Genomic DNA, 17,928 nt, shown 5'->3' on the forward strand with positions numbered 1-17,928 from the left:
CTCACTAGTTAGCCAGACTGTCTACTCGAACCATGGCCTCGGCACCCCTGCCCGGCTCGGCTTTCGCGCGCCGAGCCCGGGCCACCAACCTTTGCGACCTCGACCCGGCTAGGGCATGCCATACTTGCGTTGTATCAACACGGGAGTCCGATTAATCGGGCTGAGAGGAAGCTGCAGAGGCTTCGACCGTCGAACCTGATCTGGATCATGCCAGCGCAGGGAGGCTGACTCGTCATTCCCGTGCCCCCACGAAAGAAATGGGCACGATCATTCCAACTCCAATTTTCACCGCCACCCCGGCAGAATTCGGCATTGGCGCGCGCCTCACCCTCGCCGTCATGCGCGACGACTATGCCGCCGTCATTCTCGGCGCTTTGAAGGCGGCCGACTCCACCGGGCTCACCACCCAGACCGGCGTCGTCAGCACCTACCTATCGGGCGCCGAACCCGACCTGCTGCGTTACGTCAGCCAGGTCGTGGCGGGCGCAAGCCGCAGCGGCGCCCACGTGACGGCAACGGTGCAATTCTCCCGAGGATGCCCCGGCGAGGTCACCTGCGCCCTGCCGCCCACCGGCGGACTGTTCGCCGAGGTCGTGGACCTCGCCCCCACCGGCGTGCACGCCGTCGCGGAATGGGCACTCTATCCACTGGAAGACGACGCCGGTTCCGCAGATCACATGCGCGACATCTACGCTGCGATCGACAGCGCCAAGACCTCCGGGCTCGCTGTGCACAGCGAACACTTCGTCACCCGGCTCGAGGGCGACCTCGCCCTGGTGCTGCAGGTCATCGCCGCCGGCTGGATCGTGGCCGGCCGAACCGTGCAGCACGTGGCGACCCACGCGACGATTTCCATCAACAGCCCGAGCGTGAATTCCAATGCGTCCTGACCTAAGCCGGCCGGCATCCGCTCACAATAAGCGTTGGAGCCTGAAAGATCTCGTTCTTGTCGTCGTGCTCGGTGTCGTGTTCGGCTTTCTGTACTGGATTTTCGTGCAGGCCTGGACCGCCCTGTCGATCGCGATGGGTCCGGCCGGCGACCTCGCGCAGCACTTTCTGCTCGGCTCCTGGCTGCTCGTCGCCCCGATCGCGATCGCCATCGTACGACGCCCGTTCGCCGGCATCTTTGCGGAGGTGATCGCTTCGGTGATCGAGGTCGTCTTTCTCGGTTCCATGGTTGGGCCGCTGCTCTTCGTCGGCGCCGCCATTCAGGGCGCCGGCAGCGAGATTCCGTTCGCTCTCACCCGATACCGCAACTACAGCTGGCGAACCTACGCGCTCTCGGGGCTGCTCGGCGCCGGGCTGGTGTTCTTCTACTCGGCATTTCGCTCTGGCTGGTACGGCCAGGAGATCTTTTTGCTGCGCCTCGCCATCCAGCTGATCTCCGGCGTGATTATCGGCGGGCTGTTCGCCAAAATCATCGTCGATGCCCTCGACAAGACCGGCGTCGTCGACAACTTCGCGATCGGCCGCGACCGTCTCGCCCGTGCCTGAGACCGATATCCTGACGCTGCAGGACGTATCGGTGCGATTCCCGCGTCGGCAGGATGCGGTACTGACCGACGTGTCGGTGCGCCTCGCACCGGGCGAGCAGCTCATCGTGGTCGGCGCCTCCGGCTCGGGTAAATCAACCCTGTTGCAGACCATCACCGGTGTCATTCCGCACTCGGTCGTGGCCTCCCTCGGCGGCAGTGTGCGCTTGGGCCGGACGTTCACCGCCGATACCTCCGTCGTCGAGCTGTCCCGGCTCGTCGGCGTGGTCGCGCAAGACCCCTCGTCGTCGGTCTGCCTGCCCGATGTCGAACAGGAACTCGCGCTGCCGCTCGAAAACCGCTGTATCGACCCGGCGCTCATTTCAGCTCGCATCGATCGCGCGCTTGACGCTGTGCAGGCACGAATGCTGCGACACCGGTCCACCGCGCAGCTGTCCGGTGGGGAAGGCCAGCGCATTGCCCTCGCCGCCACCCTCATCGCCGAACCGGCCGTGCTCTTGCTGGACGAACCCACCTCGATGCTCGACGCGGCGGGCCTTGGCGCCGTGCGCCGCGCCATCCGTTCGGCCGTCGACACCTACCGGCCGGCCGTCGTGCTGGTCGAACACCGCATCGACGAGTTCGCAGGCACGGGGGGTATCGCTGGGCTGCCGCCGCGCGCCCTCGTGCTCGGCGAGGCCGGAACCGTCATTGCCGATGGCCCCACGGTCGACGTGCTCGCCCAGCACGGGCCGTCGCTTAATCGAAACGGATGCTGGCTGCCGCTCGAAACTGAATTGCTCGCCGTCACCGGTTGCTCCGGCGGGTTGGGGGAGCCCGCCGTGCGCGCCGGCATTCGGTCACTCGGCGAGCCGGTCAGAGCTTTGGGGAGACGCCAGAACTTCGGCCGGAACGTTCTGACCGCTACGGATTTGACCATTGATCGCGGAGGTGGAGCTTGCGTCCGCGCGCCGAGCGGGACGGCTACACCGGTTCTCGCCGGGGTGAGCCTCACCCTGCGGGGCGGCGAAATCGTGGCGGTGCTCGGCGGCAATGGCGCGGGCAAGACCTCCCTGTTACTCACGCTAGCGGGGCTGTCCCGGCCATCGGCCGGTACCGTCACCGGCGCCCGACCCGGCATGATTTTTCAGAATGCCGAGCACCAATTCGTGGAACACACCGTGCGCGCCGAGATCCGGCATGGGCTCACTCTGGACGATGACGAACTGCGTGCCATTTTGCAGCGGCACCGATTGACGCACCTCGCCGAGCAGAGCCCGTTTCGGCTGAGCGGCGGCGAGAAGCGGCGACTCAGCGTTGCCGCCATGCTCGCCCATGATCGGCCGGTGCTGCTCGCCGACGAACCCACCTTTGGACTCGACCGACGTGACACCATCGCAACCCTGGCAGCGCTCGGCCGGGCGGCCGACGCGGGGTGCAGCATCCTCTTTTCAAGTCATGATCTGCGCACCGTTGCGACCCTGGCCGACCGGGTGATCGTGCTGGCCGACCGCACGGTGATCGCCGACGGGCCGGTGTTCGAGGTGCTGCGCTTGAATGAGGTACTGAACCGGGCCGGGCTCGTGCTGCCGCCGCTGATTCGGCATTTGCTCGAAGAATTTAGCTCCGATGCGCAGATTCGGCGCGTGCTCGGGCAGCTCGATGCTGCCGTTACCACGGGCGAAGGCACTAAATGACCTCCGAACTCATCACCACGCGAACCGGCGCTGCCCCGACGAGGCCGCCCGGCAACCTGCTCTCACGGCGCAACCCGACCATCAAACTCGCGCTACTGTTCATCGTGTCCCTGGTGCTCATGTTCATTTTCGATCCGATCACACCACTGGTGCTGTACCTGCTCGCGCTGGGTGCGATCGCTGCAACCGCTCGCATTCCCGTAAAGGCATTCGTTTTGGCGCATATTCCATTTTTAGCATTCGCCCTCGGCCTTTTGATCGTCAATGCCCTCAGCCGTCCCGGAGACGTGCTCTGGCAGGCCGGCGCGTTGCGCGTGACCACCGAGGGGCTGCTCGTGGGTGCCGCTCTCGCCCTGCGCACCCTCGTCATCGGCGTGCTCTCGATCGGCTTTGTCCTCTCGACCGACGGCGTCGCCCTCATGACCAGCCTGCACCAGCACGCCCGGCTCGGCTCGCGCCTCACCTACGCCGTGCTCGCGGGCTACCGCATGCTCGAGGACCTACCGAGGGAGTGGCAGACTATCCGCCACGCGCACGCGGTGCGCGTTCCCCTCCGCGCCAATGGCAAGCCGCCTCGCAGCCTCCGTCAATACGGCCGGGCGGCCTTCGCCCTGCTGGTGCTGTCGATTCGTAAGGGCGAGCGGATGGCGCAATCCCTCGAGTCGCGCGGCCTCGGCCTGACCCCGCGCAGCACCTGGCGGCGTATCCCCCTCACCCGCACCGACTGGGCCATGGCCGCCGCGGTGCTGACCGTGCTCGGCGTGGTTGTCGGGCTGAGTGCGCTGCTGGGCGTTCTCCGCGGATATCAGGTCCTGGGTTAGCACCGACCCGTGACTTTGCCGTTCAAATCGGGGTCAAGCACACGGCTTGGCGGCTGCATCGGAGTGAAACTCCGGGCTCGGTGGAGGCTTCCCCGGCCACGGACGCCTAGCACTCGAGCGGCTCGCCAAAGAGCGCGGGCACGGTGAAGAGCGACTGCGCAGAGTCCGTCTACAGGCGCAGGACGATGGGGAGGGCGAAGCCCCGCAAGACGGCAACCACGACCATCCAGGCGCCGAGGGCGCACCCTCACAAGGGAGGACAAAAAAGTCGGAATCAGCATCGCGCCGATGATCACGACCGCGAACATCGAAAGTGTGGGCAGGTCGACGCTGACCGGCTCACCCTGCACGAGAGGCAGAGCTGAAACCATGAACCCCAGGAGTCCGAGCAGTCCGAGACCCTCCCGCAGTCCCCACTATTCACGGTGCGTTGCGGAATGGTCGGCAGGTTGAGCTCGGCGGCGTAGCAGTTTGGGACTGCCGAAGCATTCCGCGGCACTGGTGCCGGCATCGGCGAGAAACTCCCGGGCGGTGGCGATCGCGTACCGTAGATCGAGCCGGGCGCGAGCGTGCAGAGCACGCCGAGGGCGGCGCGCATCCAATCGGCTAGCCAGGGATTGGGTTGCATGATTATATTGTCATGCTGGTTAGTCAGACTAACTACTCGGGTTGCCATTGCCGGCAAGCCAAGACTCCGCCAACCCGAGCGAAGCGCATGGCGGGGGTCGCTGCGCGTCATGCGTTCGTTTGCGGCGATGCCTTGAGCGTCGGTTGAGTCTTCAGGACCACGGGTTTGGCCAAACCATTACCAATGCCGGTCAAGAACGAAGCGCAGTTGCTCCCGCTGCTGATGCTCAACGGGTGGGTCAGTCGTCGCAGTCACCCGGTCGCAACGATCGACCGCGCCACCATCGCCGGAATGGTGATGGCCTGTGCGCATACCCGGCGATCGACCGAGAGTACGGCTGAGCTAAAGGGCAACAAACTTCGACGGGGGGGATGCGGGGACACTGCGTAAAGGGTTCTCCAACTTCTAAATAATTTTGGTCCAAAACTATTTACCCTCTGTTAATGTCGAATCTCCCCGATCCAGGAAGAAATAAGTCAGAATATAGAGCCTGATCCGGTCGCAATAGTTTCAAATCAAAACTATCGGCGAAGGCCGCCGGGCAACCGGACATCCGTTCGCCACCGCTTGCAACATTCGAAGGACAACAATGACATCTCGACATTCACTCGCCGCTGTCGCCGGCCTCGGCGCACTCGCGCTGCTGCTCAGCGGATGCACACCGGCTAGCTCGACTGCCTCTTCGGGTAAGGGAGACAGCACCCTCCGTTACCTGGTCGAGCAGCAGGAGGACCCGGAGTTCTTGCCGATGATCGAGGCCCGAATCGCGAAGTTCGAGGAGAGAAACCCCGGCATCCTCATCGAAATCGACGCGATGCCCTTTGACACGATGCGCACGGTTCTTCAGACTCAACTGCAGTCGGGTGACGGACCGGATGTTTTCAACTGGGGCTCGGGTCCCACCTTCGCCGGCAGCCTCGCCGACGCGGGGCTCCTGTATGACCTAACGGAGAGCTACGAGAAGAACGACTGGCAGATCTACGACTTCGCGAAGGACCGCGTCACAGTCGATAGCAAAATAATCGGAGTTCCCGGCGACATCGAGACCGTCGGGGTGTATTACAACAAAACGATGTTCGATGACCTCGGCATCGACCAGCCCGAAAACCTTGGTGAACTCGAGGCTGCAGCCGCCAACATCAAGCAGTCCGGAGTCATCCCATTCGCAGTGAGTGACCAGGAAGGCTGGCAGGCAGGTCACTTGCTGAGCATGACGCTCGCGAGCCGAGTGGGGTCTCAGGGTGTCGCCGACCTAATCGACGGTAAGGCCTCATGGACGTCGCCCGAAGTAATCGAATCGCTGGCGCTCTGGGCCGGTTTCAACGACGCGGGCTACCTGCCGGAGTTCCCCACTGCAATCTCCTACGACGGCGGTGCCGCACTGTTCTACTCCGAAGAGGCGGCCATGTTACCGACCGGTAGCTGGTTTATCCCGGAGGTCGAGGCCAACACCGACTTCGAGGTTGGCTACATCCCATTTCCCAGCGAAGACGGCGCTGGAATCTTCACGGCCGGCTTGGGGTCCGGTCCACTGGTGTCCGCAAACACCGACAACCCGGAGGCGGCCATCAAATTCATTGATTTCCTGGTCTCGGAGGAGCACGGCCAGTGGGCAGTGGAAAATCTTGGAACCATCCCTGCTTTCCCGATCGAGACCAAGGATCTCGAAGTGTTGCCGCTGCTCGCCCAGGTGATCGAGGACACCGCGACCTTCGCCGCGGGCAGCAGTGATCTCGGAACGAACATCGACGTGGTCGCCAGTGATCTCTTCAACCAGACCATGTACGACGGATTCCAGGCACTGTTCACCGGGCAGAAGACTCCCGAGCAGGTCGCCGAGGAACTCGAAGTAGCGGCACGAAACTGACGAACGTGAGGGGGAAGAGGCAGAACAGAACGATGAATCCACCGACCAGAAGTCACTCAGCACCCCGCGTTACCAGGCGAGCGCAGGCCCGCCTGGGCGTCGCCCTCGTGGCACCGCTGCTCGCGTTCGTAACCGTTTTTTTCCTCTTCCCCCTCGGTAACGCCATCTACTACTCGATGCTCGACTACAACGGAGTCGACCCCTCGCCGGCGTTCGTAGGCCTCGGCAACTTCGTCGAACTCGCCACCGATCCCGCACTCGGCCCAGCATTCATGAACAACATCATCTGGATCGTTCTCGGCACGGCAGCACCGGTGGTCATCGGACTTTCGCTGGCCCTACTGATGTGGACGGTGCGCCGGGCCAGCACGCTGTACCGCGTCGCTCTCTTCATTCCGTATATCCTCCCCGCCGTTGCGGCCGGAGTGGTGTGGAGCTGGATCTACGATCCGATGCGTGGTTGGCTCAACCAATTGCTTCGATCGGTCGGCCTCGATGCTCTCGCGACAGGGTGGCTCGGCAACCCGAACACCGCCCTCTGCGCAGTTCTTGTCACGGCGGTCTGGGCGACGACAGGGTTCGTCTTCGTCGTGTTGCTGTCATCGTTGCGTAACGTCGATGCGGAGTTGCTCGATGCGGCACGGATGGACGGTGCCAACTCGCTACAGCGCGTCTGGTACATCGTTCTCCCGCAAATCATGCCAGTATTCCTGATGATCGTCACGCTGACGCTCGTCGGCGGATTCAGCGTCTTCGACATCGTTTTCATCATGACCGGTGGCGGCCCGTCGAACGCGACGGAAGTTCTGGGAACCTATGCCTACAGCAATGCCTTTCAGCTCAACCGCATCAGTTACGGCACGGCGCTCGCGCTCGTGATCACCGTGCTCGCCATTCCCTTCGCCGTGGCACTCAACCGCCTGCAGCGTAGGCTCTCGTTTCAGGAGTCCGTATGAGTATTTCGAGGATCCGCCTCTCGCCTCGCCAGCGCGCGACTCGCGCCTCGCACCACCTGCTGCTCGTTGTGCTTTCGCTCCTGTCGTTGTTCCCGGTGATTCTCATCCTCTCTACCGCTCTCAAAACCGAGCAGGATGTTAAGGTCAATCCGTTCGGCCTCTTCTCGTCGTTCTCGTTCGAGAACATCGTGCAGGCCTGGACCGTCGGCGAGTTCGGCTCACACCTGCTCGACAGCGTGCTCCTCACGATCCCGAGCACCGTGCTCACAGTTGTGCTCTCCACCATGGCGGGATATGCGTTCGCCCGATTGCCGTTTCCTGGTCGAAACATCCTGTTCTACGCGGTGGTGCTCGGCTTGCTCGTGCCGTTCTTCGCTTACATGATTCCGCTGTATTTCCAGCTGCGCACCATGGGAATGCTCGACACTCTCGTCGGCACGATCCTTGTGCTCAGCACGACCGGGCTCGCGTTCGGCGCCTTCTTCATGCGCGCATTCTTCTCTGACCTGCCTGATGAGCTCGAGCAGGCTGCCCGAATCGACGGCGCGTCGGAGGCACGCATCTTCGCGCAAGTGATGTTGCCGCTGGCCACCCCGGGGATCGGAACCCTGACAGTCTTCACGTTCCTGCAGAACTGGAACAACTTTCTCGTGCCCCTCCTGTACCTGCCCAGCGGCGAATACCGCCCGCTGACCACGGGACTGTATCTTTTCGTCGGAGGTCGGTCCGTCGACATCGGACCGTTGGCGGCCGGGGCGCTCATTACAATCTTGCCGGTCGTGCTCCTGTTCATCCTGTTGCAACGTCAAGTGACCGAGGGATTCCTCTCCGGCGCAGTGAAAGGTTAAGAAATGCACAACGTACTCGATCCCCGGGACCTCGTGCCTGACGAGGCCGAAGAATTACAGGTGAGCGGCTATCCCGTCGGGGACCTCCTCGAGGAAGCCAAACGGGCGGCAGCAGACGGTGATCTGGAACACCTCACGGCGGTCGAGGTTCGGCTCGCTGAGTTGCGGCCCCTGCCCGACTGGCCGTACGACGAACCACGGGACGAGCACGTGCTTTACGCACTCTGTGACGCTGCACCCCGCACCGAGTTCGACGCCGCGGTGCTGCCCGAACGGATTCGCGGCGCGTGGCTCGGACGTGTGGTCGGCAACACGCTCGGCAAGCCAATCGAGGGTCTCGCTCGAACCCAGGTGGAAATTTACCTGCGTGCCGCGGGTCACTGGCCCCTCCGCGGATATCTCCCGCTTCTGAGCCCACTGCCCGACGGTGTCGCCCACCTGCATCCCTCTGCTCCCATCGCAACCGAGGGCCGGTTCCAGGATGTTCCCCGCGATGACGACATCGACTGGACGATCCTCGGGATGCTCGCGCTCGAACAGCACGGCCGCGAGTTCACCACCGACCAGCTCGCCGCTCTCTGGCTCGACCGCATGCCGTTCACTCAGACGTACACTGCGGAGCGCGCCGCTTACCGCAACCTCCTCGCCGGCCTCGCCCCGCCCGCCACAGCGACCCACCGAAACCCGTACCGGGAATGGATTGGCGCCCTCATTCGCGTCGACACCTACGGTTACATTCATCCGGGAAATCCGGGGCCGGCCGCTGCACTGGCCATCACCGACGCCCGACTCTCGCACCTCGGAAACGGCATGTACGGAGCAATGTGGGCGGCGGGCCTGGTAGCGGCGGCGTTCGCCGCGTCATCCGCCCGCGAAGCGCTCGACCGCTCCCTCACCGTCGTGCCCAGCGGATCACGCCTTGCCGAGGCGCTTCACCGGATGCTTGACCTCCACAATCAGGGCGAGACCCACGTCGTCGCACTCGACACGATCGACCGGGAGCTCGGGCACTATAGCTGGGTGCACACAATCAACAACGCCGCACAGATTACGGCAGGGCTTCTGTGGGGAGAAAACTTTCTCAGCGCGGTGGGCATTGCCATCGAGGGCGGCCGTGACACCGACTCCAACGCGGCCACCGTCGGTAGCGTCTTCGGTGCCTTGCATGGCTCGGCCGCCATCCCGGAGTCCCTGCTCATCAGCGAACCCGTTCGCGTTCGCAGCGCCGTGCGCGACTTCGACCGCATAACAATCGACGAGCTGACGGCGCGAACGCTGCGGCTCGTCGAGAAGGAATGACAGGGCCTCCCTCTACACCAACGGCCCTGTGCCATCCGGAGCACTGGGCATCAAATCAGATCCGCCTGTGCGTCTCAGCACACTCAGCGTGAGCCCGGTCATGGACGCTGCGACTTCGGCGCCCCGCACCCTCGAACTGGGGCAGCCGTTACGGTCGACGGGACGAATTCGGCGTGTTGCGCGCAACCTCAGACGCCCATTCGGTCTCTTGATATAGTTTTATTATGAAACTAAAACCGTCACGCACAGGCCTTCACTGCAAACAGCTACGACGGTTCACGCCTGAAAATGAGGGACCCCTGCCCGCGCTCGCGGAGACGGCAACCACTGTCGGTGCGACACTAATGCCGGTCAGATGGTTACTCAGAGTCGATTACAGCTGTCGAATACGCTACTGAGGCGACTGCTTCGCTGCCCGCAGTCCCACCGGGTGAACTTCTAGGAAACGTTTTTTGAATAGCAATAACGGCCGCGCCTCTTGCCCATTCGGTGAAGTCCATGGGACGCACAATGAGTTCGCTGTGGAGGGCACTGTCGGTGTCATATTCAGACAGACCCTCGTCAACGCTCGATCGCGCCGCCTCGGCGAGGTGGATTCCTTCGCCCGAAAGAATGATCCGCTTCACACCGGTAAACGCCGTAATAGCGGATGCTGCACGGCCGAGGGCTCGAGCGGCTTCCTGGACGACACGAACAGCTGGCGCATCCCCAGACCTGGCCATCTCGAGAACATCGTCGTATTCGATGAAACGGCCATGTGCGGCAGACACCGCCGCGGTGATCGAGCTCGAGGACAAGAATGCCGTCATGCAGCCCCGATGCCCGAGCGGACACAGCGGTCCCGACGGATCAACGGGATAGTGGCTAAGAGGGTTTAGAGAAGTCGGAATCATCAGGTCATTGATGACGAGGCCATATCCAACTCCGGCACCAACAGTAAGCAAAGCGAAGCTCGAGTACCCCTTGCCATGACCGAACCATTGCTGGGCCTTGGTAAGGCCGACAACGTCGTTATCCAGGTAAACGGGAACTCTGAGGGCCGCCCCCAATAGGGAGCGAAAGGGCACATCGCGCCACTGGAGGAAGGAAGAATCCGCAACAATCTCACCCTCATCGACCCGGCCGCCTACCGTTACGCCAACAGCATCGAGGGGCTGGTCCATGCCCGACTGGAAGTCCATGACAATGTCGTGCACGGCAGCCACGACATCCGACACGTCAAGGGAGCCGAGCGGCACACGAACCTGATCGCTGATGCGCGACCGCACGTCAGTGACGACGGCGTAGATGGCTTCCTCGGTGAGCTTCACGCCAACGAATTTGTACCGGTCAGGGACCACATCAAGGGGAAGGGAGGAACGTCCTCGACCGGGAGAACGGACGGCGTCCGACTCAAGGAGCACGCCCCCTTCGAGCAGAGGCTTTACGAGTCGCGTGAGGGTCGCTGGCGAGAGCCCCATACGGCGCGCGAGCCGAGCTCGAGACTGGGCGCCATGCACGAGAACCTCAATCGCAACGGCCTTCGACGGCGCGGAGAGCAGCGAGCTGACGTCGGATTCGACACCGTCCATCGCCAAACTCCGATCTTCTCCAAGAATTATCTGACTTGCCATGTTCGCGGCCGTGGTCGCGCCGTTTGAGTATGCCATACTTTGGTTTAATAGTTCCAGCATGGAATCTAAAAGAGTGAAAATGGGGCGCGGATGAGTGTATCGACAGCAGTAAACGTGGCGCAGCTGGTCACGCTCGAGGCCAGCGGAACGTGTGTAATGATCGACGTGTCCTCCGGCATTCCACGCATCCTCCATTGGGGCGCTCCCTTCACTGCGACCTCCACCGACCAAGCCTTCCTCCGCTCCCTCGCCGAGACCCAGGGTGGGGCCGATCTGCTTGAGACCCGACGGTCGCCGACGCTGCTTCCCGAGCAGTCAGCGGGATGGATGGGCACCCCGGGTCTGGAGGGGCATCGAAGTGGCACATCCTTCTCGACGGCGTTCACGGCGTCGAGCTGGCGCATCGACGGATCGGCTGGCTCGATTCAATCCCTGGTGGCCGAGGCAACGGACACCGTCGCTGAGTTGCAGCTCACAACCACGATCACACTCCTGCCGTCCGGGCTGCTCCGTCTCGAGGCGCGTCTAACGAACATCGCACAGGACAGCGATTACTCGGTCGACGCACTCCGCGTCGTCCTCCCTGTCCCTGCCGAAGCCGGCGAGCTCCTCGACTTTGCGGGTCGGCATCTTCGAGAGCGTACTCCCCAACGCCATCCCTTCGTGGTCGGCACGCATCTCCGGGAAGGACGGCGCGGTCGCACTGGCTCGGACGCGAGCATCCTTCTCGCAGCCGGCACGCCGGGCTTCGGCTTCCGCTCCGGCGAGGTATGGACAGTTCACACCGCCTGGAGCGGCAATCACTCCACCTTCGCCGAGCTAGGAATCACCGGATCGCGTGTGCTCGGCGGCGGTGAACTTCTTCTGCCCGGAGAAATGATCCTCAAGCCGGGTGCCACTTATTCTTCCCCGGCAATTTACGCGGCGTATGGGAACGGTCTTGACGACATCGCCGCGTCGTTCCACGAGCATCTTCGCGGAAGAGCGTCGCACCCGGTGAGCCCCCGGCCGGTTGTACTTAACACCTGGGAGGCAGTGTACTTTGACCAAGACCTCGACTCACTGGCGAGGCTCGCCGAGCTCGGTGCACACGTAGGCGTGGAGCGGTTCGTCCTCGACGACGGCTGGTTCACCCACCGCCGCCACGATCGAGCAGGGCTCGGTGACTGGCAAGTTGACCGCAACATCTGGCCGGACGGACTCGGCCCCCTCGTCACGGTCGTGCGCTCCCTCGGTATGCAGTTCGGGCTCTGGTTTGAACCGGAGATGATCAACGAAGACTCAGAGGTCGCCCGAGCGCACCCCGAATGGATTCTCGCGCCAGGTAACAGACTCCCCATCCCTGGCCGCTCGCAGCAGGTTCTCAACCTAACGATCCCTGCGGCGTTCGAATACATTCTTGAGTCGATAAGTTCCCTGATAAACGAGTACGACATCGACTACATCAAGTGGGACCACAACCGCGACCTCGTGGAAGCTGGTGATCGCCTGACAGGCGCTCCACGCGTGCACGCACAGACCCTCGCGACGTATGCGCTCATGGACGAGTTGCATCGGCGACATTCAGGACTTGAGATCGAGTCGTGCTCATCCGGCGGTGGTCGAGTCGACCTCGCTGTGCTCGAGCGCACACAGCGCGTGTGGGCGAGCGATTGCATCGACGCCCTCGAGCGCCAGCAGATCCAACGCTGGACGGGGCTGCTCCTGCCCCCGGAGCTTGTTGGGTCGCACGTCGGCGCAGCGACGGCGCACACGACCCACCGCACCCACGCGCTCGCGTTCCGCGCGGCCACGGCGCTTTTTGGGCATTTTGGGATCGAGTGGGACCTCCGCGACGCATCAACCACGGAGCTTGACCAGCTCGCGGCCTGGGTTGACCTCTACAAACAAGAGCGGGAACTCATTCATACCGGCACTGCCGTGCACAGCGACTACCCGGATGAGGCGTACTGGGCACACGGCTACGTCGCCCCCGACCAAGACCGCGCGATCATCTCATTCGTCGCACTCGCCACAAGTGTGGCTGTGCACCCCGGTCGCATCCGAATCCCCGGTCTGCGCGACGAAGTCACCTACCGCATCGAACCGATTGAGCTGTCCGCTTCAGCTCTCATGCGCGTAAAGGGCGGAGCACCGTCGTGGTGGACGGAGCCCGTAGCCCTCTCCGGAAGCGTCCTCGGTCGTATCGGGCTCCCGGCGCCCATGCTGTATCCAGAGCAGGCCCTGCTCTTCAGGCTTGTCGCCGTTGATCGTGCAGACTTACTCACCAACCTCACAACCGAAAGGAACTGAACATGGGACGGCTCGTTCGTTTTACTTCACCCGGCCTGGCAGAAGTCGTCGACTTTGAGGACGCTCCCGTTGGCGCCGGCGAGGTGCGCCTCGAAACCCTGTATTCCGGCATTTCCGCCGGCACGGAGCTCACCGCGTACCGCGGTAGCAACCCGTATCTTAACAGCGAATGGGATGCTCGCCGCCGGTTGTTTGTACCGGGCGACTCGACGCACTCCTACCCGCTCGATGCCTGGGGTTATGAAGAGGTTGGCACCATCACAGCGGTCGGCGACGGCGTGGACACAGGGCTGATCGGCCGCCTCGTATGGGGAACGTGGGGCCACCGGTCGTCCGTCGTTCGCCCCATGCCGTGGGTCATGGACCGCCTCATGCCAGACGGACTCGATCCCGTCGCAGGCATCTTTGCGAAGATCGGAGCGATCGCTCTCAATGCCGTACTCGACGCCGACATCCACGTCGGCGAGACTGTTGTCGTATTCGGAGCCGGCGTCCCCGGACAAATCGTGGCACAACTTGCTCGGCTCAACGGAGGGCGCGTGGTCTCCGTCGACCTGCTCCCGGGGCGCCGAGAACTCGCAGAGCGCCTCGGCGCCTCCCTCACGCTTGACCCGGCCGCCGACGACGTGGCAGAGCGAGTCCGTCAGCTCACGGAGAATCGTGGGGCCGATGTAACTATCGAAATGAGTGGCAGCTATCATGCACTTCACGAGGCCGTACGCACCGCGGCATACAGCTCGCGCGTCATTGTCGGAGGGTTTTTCCAAGGCGCTGCGACCCCCGTTCAACTCGGCAACGAATTCCACCACAATCGCATCTCCATCATCGGATCCCAGATTTCAGGTGTCTCACCAGCGCTTCAGCACCGCTGGAACGAGTTACGCATGTCAACTACGGCGCTCCGACTTGTGAGCGACGGCCAACTCGACGTCACCTCGCTCATTACGCATACGATGCCAGCGGAGGACGCTCCTGCCGCCTTCAAGATGCTCGACGCGTCGCCGGAGGACGCGCTGCAAGTAGTCCTCGATTACCGGGCGGCGTCGTGAGGATGCGGGACCCATTCCCACGATCTGACGGGATGATTGGCTGGGGGATCCTCGCAACGGGGGGCGTCGCCGGAGCGTTCACGAAAGACCTGATCGCCCACGGCCACCGGGTGACGGCAGTCGGGTCGCGTTCTCTCGCGTCAGCCGAGGCTTTCGCGGCAACCCATGGAATTCCCCGCGCCCATGGTTCGTATGAGGACCTCGCTGCTGACCCGAACGTCGACGTGATTTACATTGCAACGCCACACAACCTGCACCACGAAAACGCAACACTCGCGCTAGAGCACGGCAAACACATCCTCGTCGAGAAGTCGTTTACTCTCACCCAAGCAGAGGCTTCCAACGTCGTCGAACTCGGCCTGCGAACGGGCCTCGTAGTGGTCGAAGCCATGTGGACGCGGTTCCTCCCACACATGGCACACGTGCGCACATTGATCGCGGCGGGCCGCCTCGGGGAGATCCGTTCCCTCCACGCCGACCACACCCAGAACCTTCCCCGTGAAGATACCCACCGCATCAACAACCTGCATCTAGCCGGTGGCGCTCTCTTAGACCTCGGCATCTACCCCATTTCCTTCGCACACGATGTTCTTGGTGAACCCGTCGACATCGACGCTCACGCAACGTTCACACGATCGGGAGTTGACGCGTCGGTCGCGACGATCCTCACTCACGAGAACGGCGCGATTTCGACATCGTTCTCATCACTCCAGACGCGAGGACCCAACCGAGCCACAATCCTTGGCACCGAGGGCCGCATCGAGATCGCGGACACCTGGTACGCACCAACCACGATGTCGCTTTACGACGCAAGGAATTCACTGATTGACGTCTATGACCAACCAGTGTCCGGACGTGGCATGCAGTTTCAAGCGGCCGAAGTGGAACGCGTCATCCGAGACGGCAATCAACGCAGCGCCCTGATCACTCCCGAGGAATCGGTGACGATCATGCGCACAATGGATGCTATCCGGGCAAAGATCGGTCTACGCTACCCGAACGAATAACACCTTCGTACACAAATCGTGCCCGGGACGTGGTCGCCGCAAGCATCCTCATCATCGAAGGCTAACGACACGGCGGGGCACAGGACACCGCCACCAACCGGCAATGTCCACAGGTGTCGTCACACACATTGACGCCCTGCCACGGATCGTAAAGTCCGGTATGTTCGCAGTCGCGCACCGAGGTGTCAATTCGACCCAGCAAAGCGTGTGAATTCGTCACGGACTCACACCTCGCCGCAGCAGCGTCACGCCAGGGTGCCGTCGACGAGCTTCACGATCATCGAGCAGTCTTTGCCGCCCTGACCCTGGTCGACCAGGCGCTGGAACAACTCAGCCACGTGCTTGCCGATCTCGAGCTGCGTGTCGGTGGCGACCGCGGCGGCGACCGCGAGGCCGATGTCCTTATTGGCGAGCTCGGCGGTGAAGGTCGGCGCGAAATCACGGTTCACGGCCGCCGACGGCACCACGCCCTCGATCGGATACCAGGTTCGCAGCGCCCAACTGTCGCCCGATGATACGGATGCGATATCCCAGAACACCTGCGGGTCCAGTCCCAGCCGCTCGGCCAACACCGCCCCCTCGGAAGTTGCGGCGAGGTTGATGAACAGCATGAGGTTGTTGCAGATCTTCGCCGCCTGACCGGTCGTTGCACCACCGGTCGGAATGATGTTCGCCGCCATTGGCTGGATGTAGGTGGTCGCGGCGGCGACCGCATCCGCTTCACCGCCGACCATGAAGGTCAGCGTGCCGGCCTCAGCACCGGTGATGCCGCCGGAAACAGGGGCGTCAACGAGGCGAAAACCCGCCGCTATCGCCGCGTCATGCAGAGCCTGGGACGATTCGATGTCGATCGTCGAGGACTCCACCAGAAGCGTTTTCAGGTCGGCGTTGGCGAACACTCCCGCTTCGCCGAAGTACACCGCGCGGGCGTGCTCGCCTTTGGGAAGCATGGTGAAGACGACCTCGGCACCTTCAACGGCGTCCTTGATGCTCGTCGCGCGGGTCACGCCAGCGGCGACTGCGGCATCGAGGGCCTCGGCGTTGAGGTCGAAGCCGCGCACACTGTGGCCCGCCTTTACCAGGTTCGCCGTCATGGGGCCACCCATGTGGCCGAGTCCAATCCATCCGATAACCGCCATGGCATAGCTCCTTCGCTCAGGTGACGGGCGTCGATGCCCGTCCTGTACACGATGGCACAACTTGGCGGGCTGCCCGGTCGCTGAGACGTGAATTTAGGGCCGACAAATTATAACCGATCCAAGTTTCACGTCTCGGCGAACGCCCTGAATGCTTCAGTGCACGTACTCCAGCAGGTCAGCCCCGACAGCGCGCATCCCGTCGAGCACCGCAAGACGGGCCATCAGCAGGGCGTCGTCGAACGCCATCGACACGGCGTAAGTCGCACCGGCCCGAGGGCCACGGAGGATACCCACCTCGCTGCGTACCCCGGCGGTAGCCCCGGTCTTGTTGACCATCAGCAAACCATGGTCGCTCTCCCGGTGCGCCAGGGGATCCAACCCAAAGGCACTCGCCACGAGCGACAGGTCGGTGTTGAGCGACAGCCAGCCGATAACGCGCGCACTCGTCTCGGCGTCCACGATCTCGCCGCGGGCGAGCGCGGTGAACAGCCAGGTCAGTTCCTTGGCGCTGCCCACCGACAGCTGGGGTGCGTCATCCGGCCCGCGTTTGTCGCGTACCAGGTCGAGCAGTGCCGTGCGGCTGAGGCCGAGCTGCTCGGTGCGGGCGCGCACCGAGTGCAGCCCGACGGCTCGAATGAGCACATTCGTCGCGAGGTTGTCGCTCGTCGCCCCGACGAGGGCGGCAAGGTCGGCCACGCCCAATCGGGCCACCTGCAGGTGCTGCCAGACGCCGGAATCGCTCACGGCATCGACATTCGTTCGCTCGAGCATCGTGGCCATTCCGAACTCGGCGTCTTTCAGGCGCGCGGCCACCTCGATCAGCAGCAGCACCTTGCCGATACTTGCGGTCGGCATCGAGACGTGGTCGTCGACCGAGAACAAGACCCGCCCGGTCGCGAGGTCGGTCGCCCGGGCCGAGACCTGCACACCGTTCAAGGCGAGATCGCCCAGTGCAGCGAAGCCGCGAGCGAAGCTTTCTGGAGCCTCGGCACCACGGTGTTTACCACCGGGCGCTGCGGCGTGGCGGGAACGCACGAAGCCGCCTGAGGCGACGGCATCGCCCGCATTCTGGCCAGACCGATGCCCGCCGCCGTCGCTAGAACCAGAACCGCCCGCAGAACCACTGGAGAAGACCATCGTTGGCGCATTCCTCCCTCGGTGCTGCCGCTTACTACAAAACCGGACTGCGCCCAACTGAGTCCATCGGCTCAGCGCTAATCTGCTCAGCCAGCGCCAAACC

At 63.3% G+C, this 17,928-nt stretch carries 14 protein-coding genes and 1 riboswitch; of the genes, 11 read left to right on the plus strand and 3 right to left on the minus strand.

Features of this window, described 5'->3' with window-relative positions; translation table 11 throughout:
- The first annotated feature begins 129 nt into the window (after positions 1-129).
- A riboswitch (TPP riboswitch) is annotated at positions 130-240 on the plus strand.
- 17 nt (positions 241-257) lie between these two features.
- The 8 genes from CXY73_RS13350 (at position 258) to CXY73_RS13390 (ending at position 9,588) form a co-directional block, all read left to right on the plus strand.
- Positions 258-890 (plus strand): YkoF family thiamine/hydroxymethylpyrimidine-binding protein, encoded by a 633-nt coding sequence (locus CXY73_RS13350; RefSeq protein WP_104177988.1) that lies wholly within the window; start codon positions 258-260, stop codon positions 888-890.
- On the plus strand, positions 880-1,494 hold the full coding sequence (locus CXY73_RS13355) for an ECF transporter S component (protein WP_104177989.1): 615 nt from the start codon (positions 880-882) through the stop codon (positions 1,492-1,494). The genes CXY73_RS13350 and CXY73_RS13355 overlap by 11 nt, the downstream gene beginning before the upstream one ends.
- The gene (locus CXY73_RS13360; protein ID WP_158254126.1) at positions 1,487-3,169 is read left to right on the plus strand and encodes an ABC transporter ATP-binding protein; all 1,683 of its coding nucleotides are present in this window, start codon (positions 1,487-1,489) and stop codon (positions 3,167-3,169) included. Before CXY73_RS13355 ends, CXY73_RS13360 begins: the two co-directional genes overlap by 8 nt.
- On the plus strand, positions 3,166-3,990 hold the full coding sequence (locus CXY73_RS13365; protein ID WP_104136923.1) for an energy-coupling factor transporter transmembrane protein EcfT: 825 nt from the start codon (positions 3,166-3,168) through the stop codon (positions 3,988-3,990). The genes CXY73_RS13360 and CXY73_RS13365 overlap by 4 nt, the downstream gene beginning before the upstream one ends.
- 1,217 nt (positions 3,991-5,207) lie before the next feature.
- Positions 5,208-6,485, plus strand: a complete 1,278-nt coding sequence (locus CXY73_RS13375; RefSeq protein ID WP_104133924.1) for an extracellular solute-binding protein — start codon at positions 5,208-5,210, stop codon at positions 6,483-6,485.
- Positions 6,486-6,517: 32 nt separating this feature from the next.
- The gene (locus CXY73_RS13380; protein ID WP_104177992.1) at positions 6,518-7,441 is read left to right on the plus strand and encodes a carbohydrate ABC transporter permease; all 924 of its coding nucleotides are present in this window, start codon (positions 6,518-6,520) and stop codon (positions 7,439-7,441) included.
- Positions 7,438-8,289 carry a carbohydrate ABC transporter permease gene (locus CXY73_RS13385; protein WP_104133922.1) on the plus strand — a complete coding sequence of 284 codons (852 nt, stop codon included), beginning with the start codon at positions 7,438-7,440 and terminating at the stop codon, positions 8,287-8,289. Before CXY73_RS13380 ends, CXY73_RS13385 begins: the two co-directional genes overlap by 4 nt.
- 3 nt (positions 8,290-8,292) lie before the next feature.
- Complete coding sequence (locus CXY73_RS13390; protein WP_104177993.1) at positions 8,293-9,588, plus strand: ADP-ribosylglycohydrolase family protein; 1,296 nt, start codon at positions 8,293-8,295, stop codon at positions 9,586-9,588.
- A gap of 359 nt (positions 9,589-9,947) precedes the next feature.
- Here the strand turns inward: CXY73_RS13390 and CXY73_RS13395 are convergent, their stop codons facing one another.
- Positions 9,948-11,159, minus strand: a complete 1,212-nt coding sequence (locus tag CXY73_RS13395) for an ROK family transcriptional regulator (RefSeq protein ID WP_158252931.1) — start codon at positions 11,157-11,159, stop codon at positions 9,948-9,950.
- A gap of 132 nt (positions 11,160-11,291) precedes the next feature.
- Between CXY73_RS13395 and CXY73_RS13400 the strand changes: the two genes are divergently transcribed.
- Genes CXY73_RS13400 through CXY73_RS13410 form a run of 3 tightly spaced genes read left to right on the plus strand, consistent with a single transcriptional unit; the run spans position 11,292 to position 15,549 of the window.
- Positions 11,292-13,493: an alpha-galactosidase gene (locus CXY73_RS13400; RefSeq protein ID WP_199185372.1), complete on the plus strand. Its 2,202-nt coding sequence runs from the start codon at positions 11,292-11,294 to the stop codon at positions 13,491-13,493.
- 2 nt (positions 13,494-13,495) lie between these two features.
- Complete coding sequence (locus CXY73_RS13405) at positions 13,496-14,542, plus strand: zinc-binding alcohol dehydrogenase (RefSeq protein ID WP_104177994.1); 1,047 nt, start codon at positions 13,496-13,498, stop codon at positions 14,540-14,542.
- 32 nt (positions 14,543-14,574) lie between these two features.
- Complete coding sequence (locus CXY73_RS13410; protein ID WP_104133917.1) at positions 14,575-15,549, plus strand: Gfo/Idh/MocA family protein; 975 nt, start codon at positions 14,575-14,577, stop codon at positions 15,547-15,549.
- A gap of 245 nt (positions 15,550-15,794) precedes the next feature.
- Here the strand turns inward: CXY73_RS13410 and mmsB are convergent, their stop codons facing one another.
- Both mmsB and CXY73_RS13420 read right to left on the minus strand, forming a co-directional pair.
- A complete protein-coding gene (gene mmsB / locus CXY73_RS13415; protein ID WP_104177995.1) occupies positions 15,795-16,688 on the minus strand; it encodes a 3-hydroxyisobutyrate dehydrogenase in 894 nt (297 codons plus the stop codon).
- Between the two features lie 153 nt (positions 16,689-16,841).
- Positions 16,842-17,825, minus strand: coding sequence for a serine hydrolase (locus tag CXY73_RS13420; protein WP_104135188.1), 984 nt, complete (start codon positions 17,823-17,825; stop codon positions 16,842-16,844).
- Positions 17,826-17,928 lie beyond the last annotated feature (103 nt).

It is taken from the genome of Cryobacterium sp. Y50, assembly GCF_002929805.1.
GTDB lineage: Bacteria > Actinomycetota > Actinomycetes > Actinomycetales > Microbacteriaceae > Cryobacterium.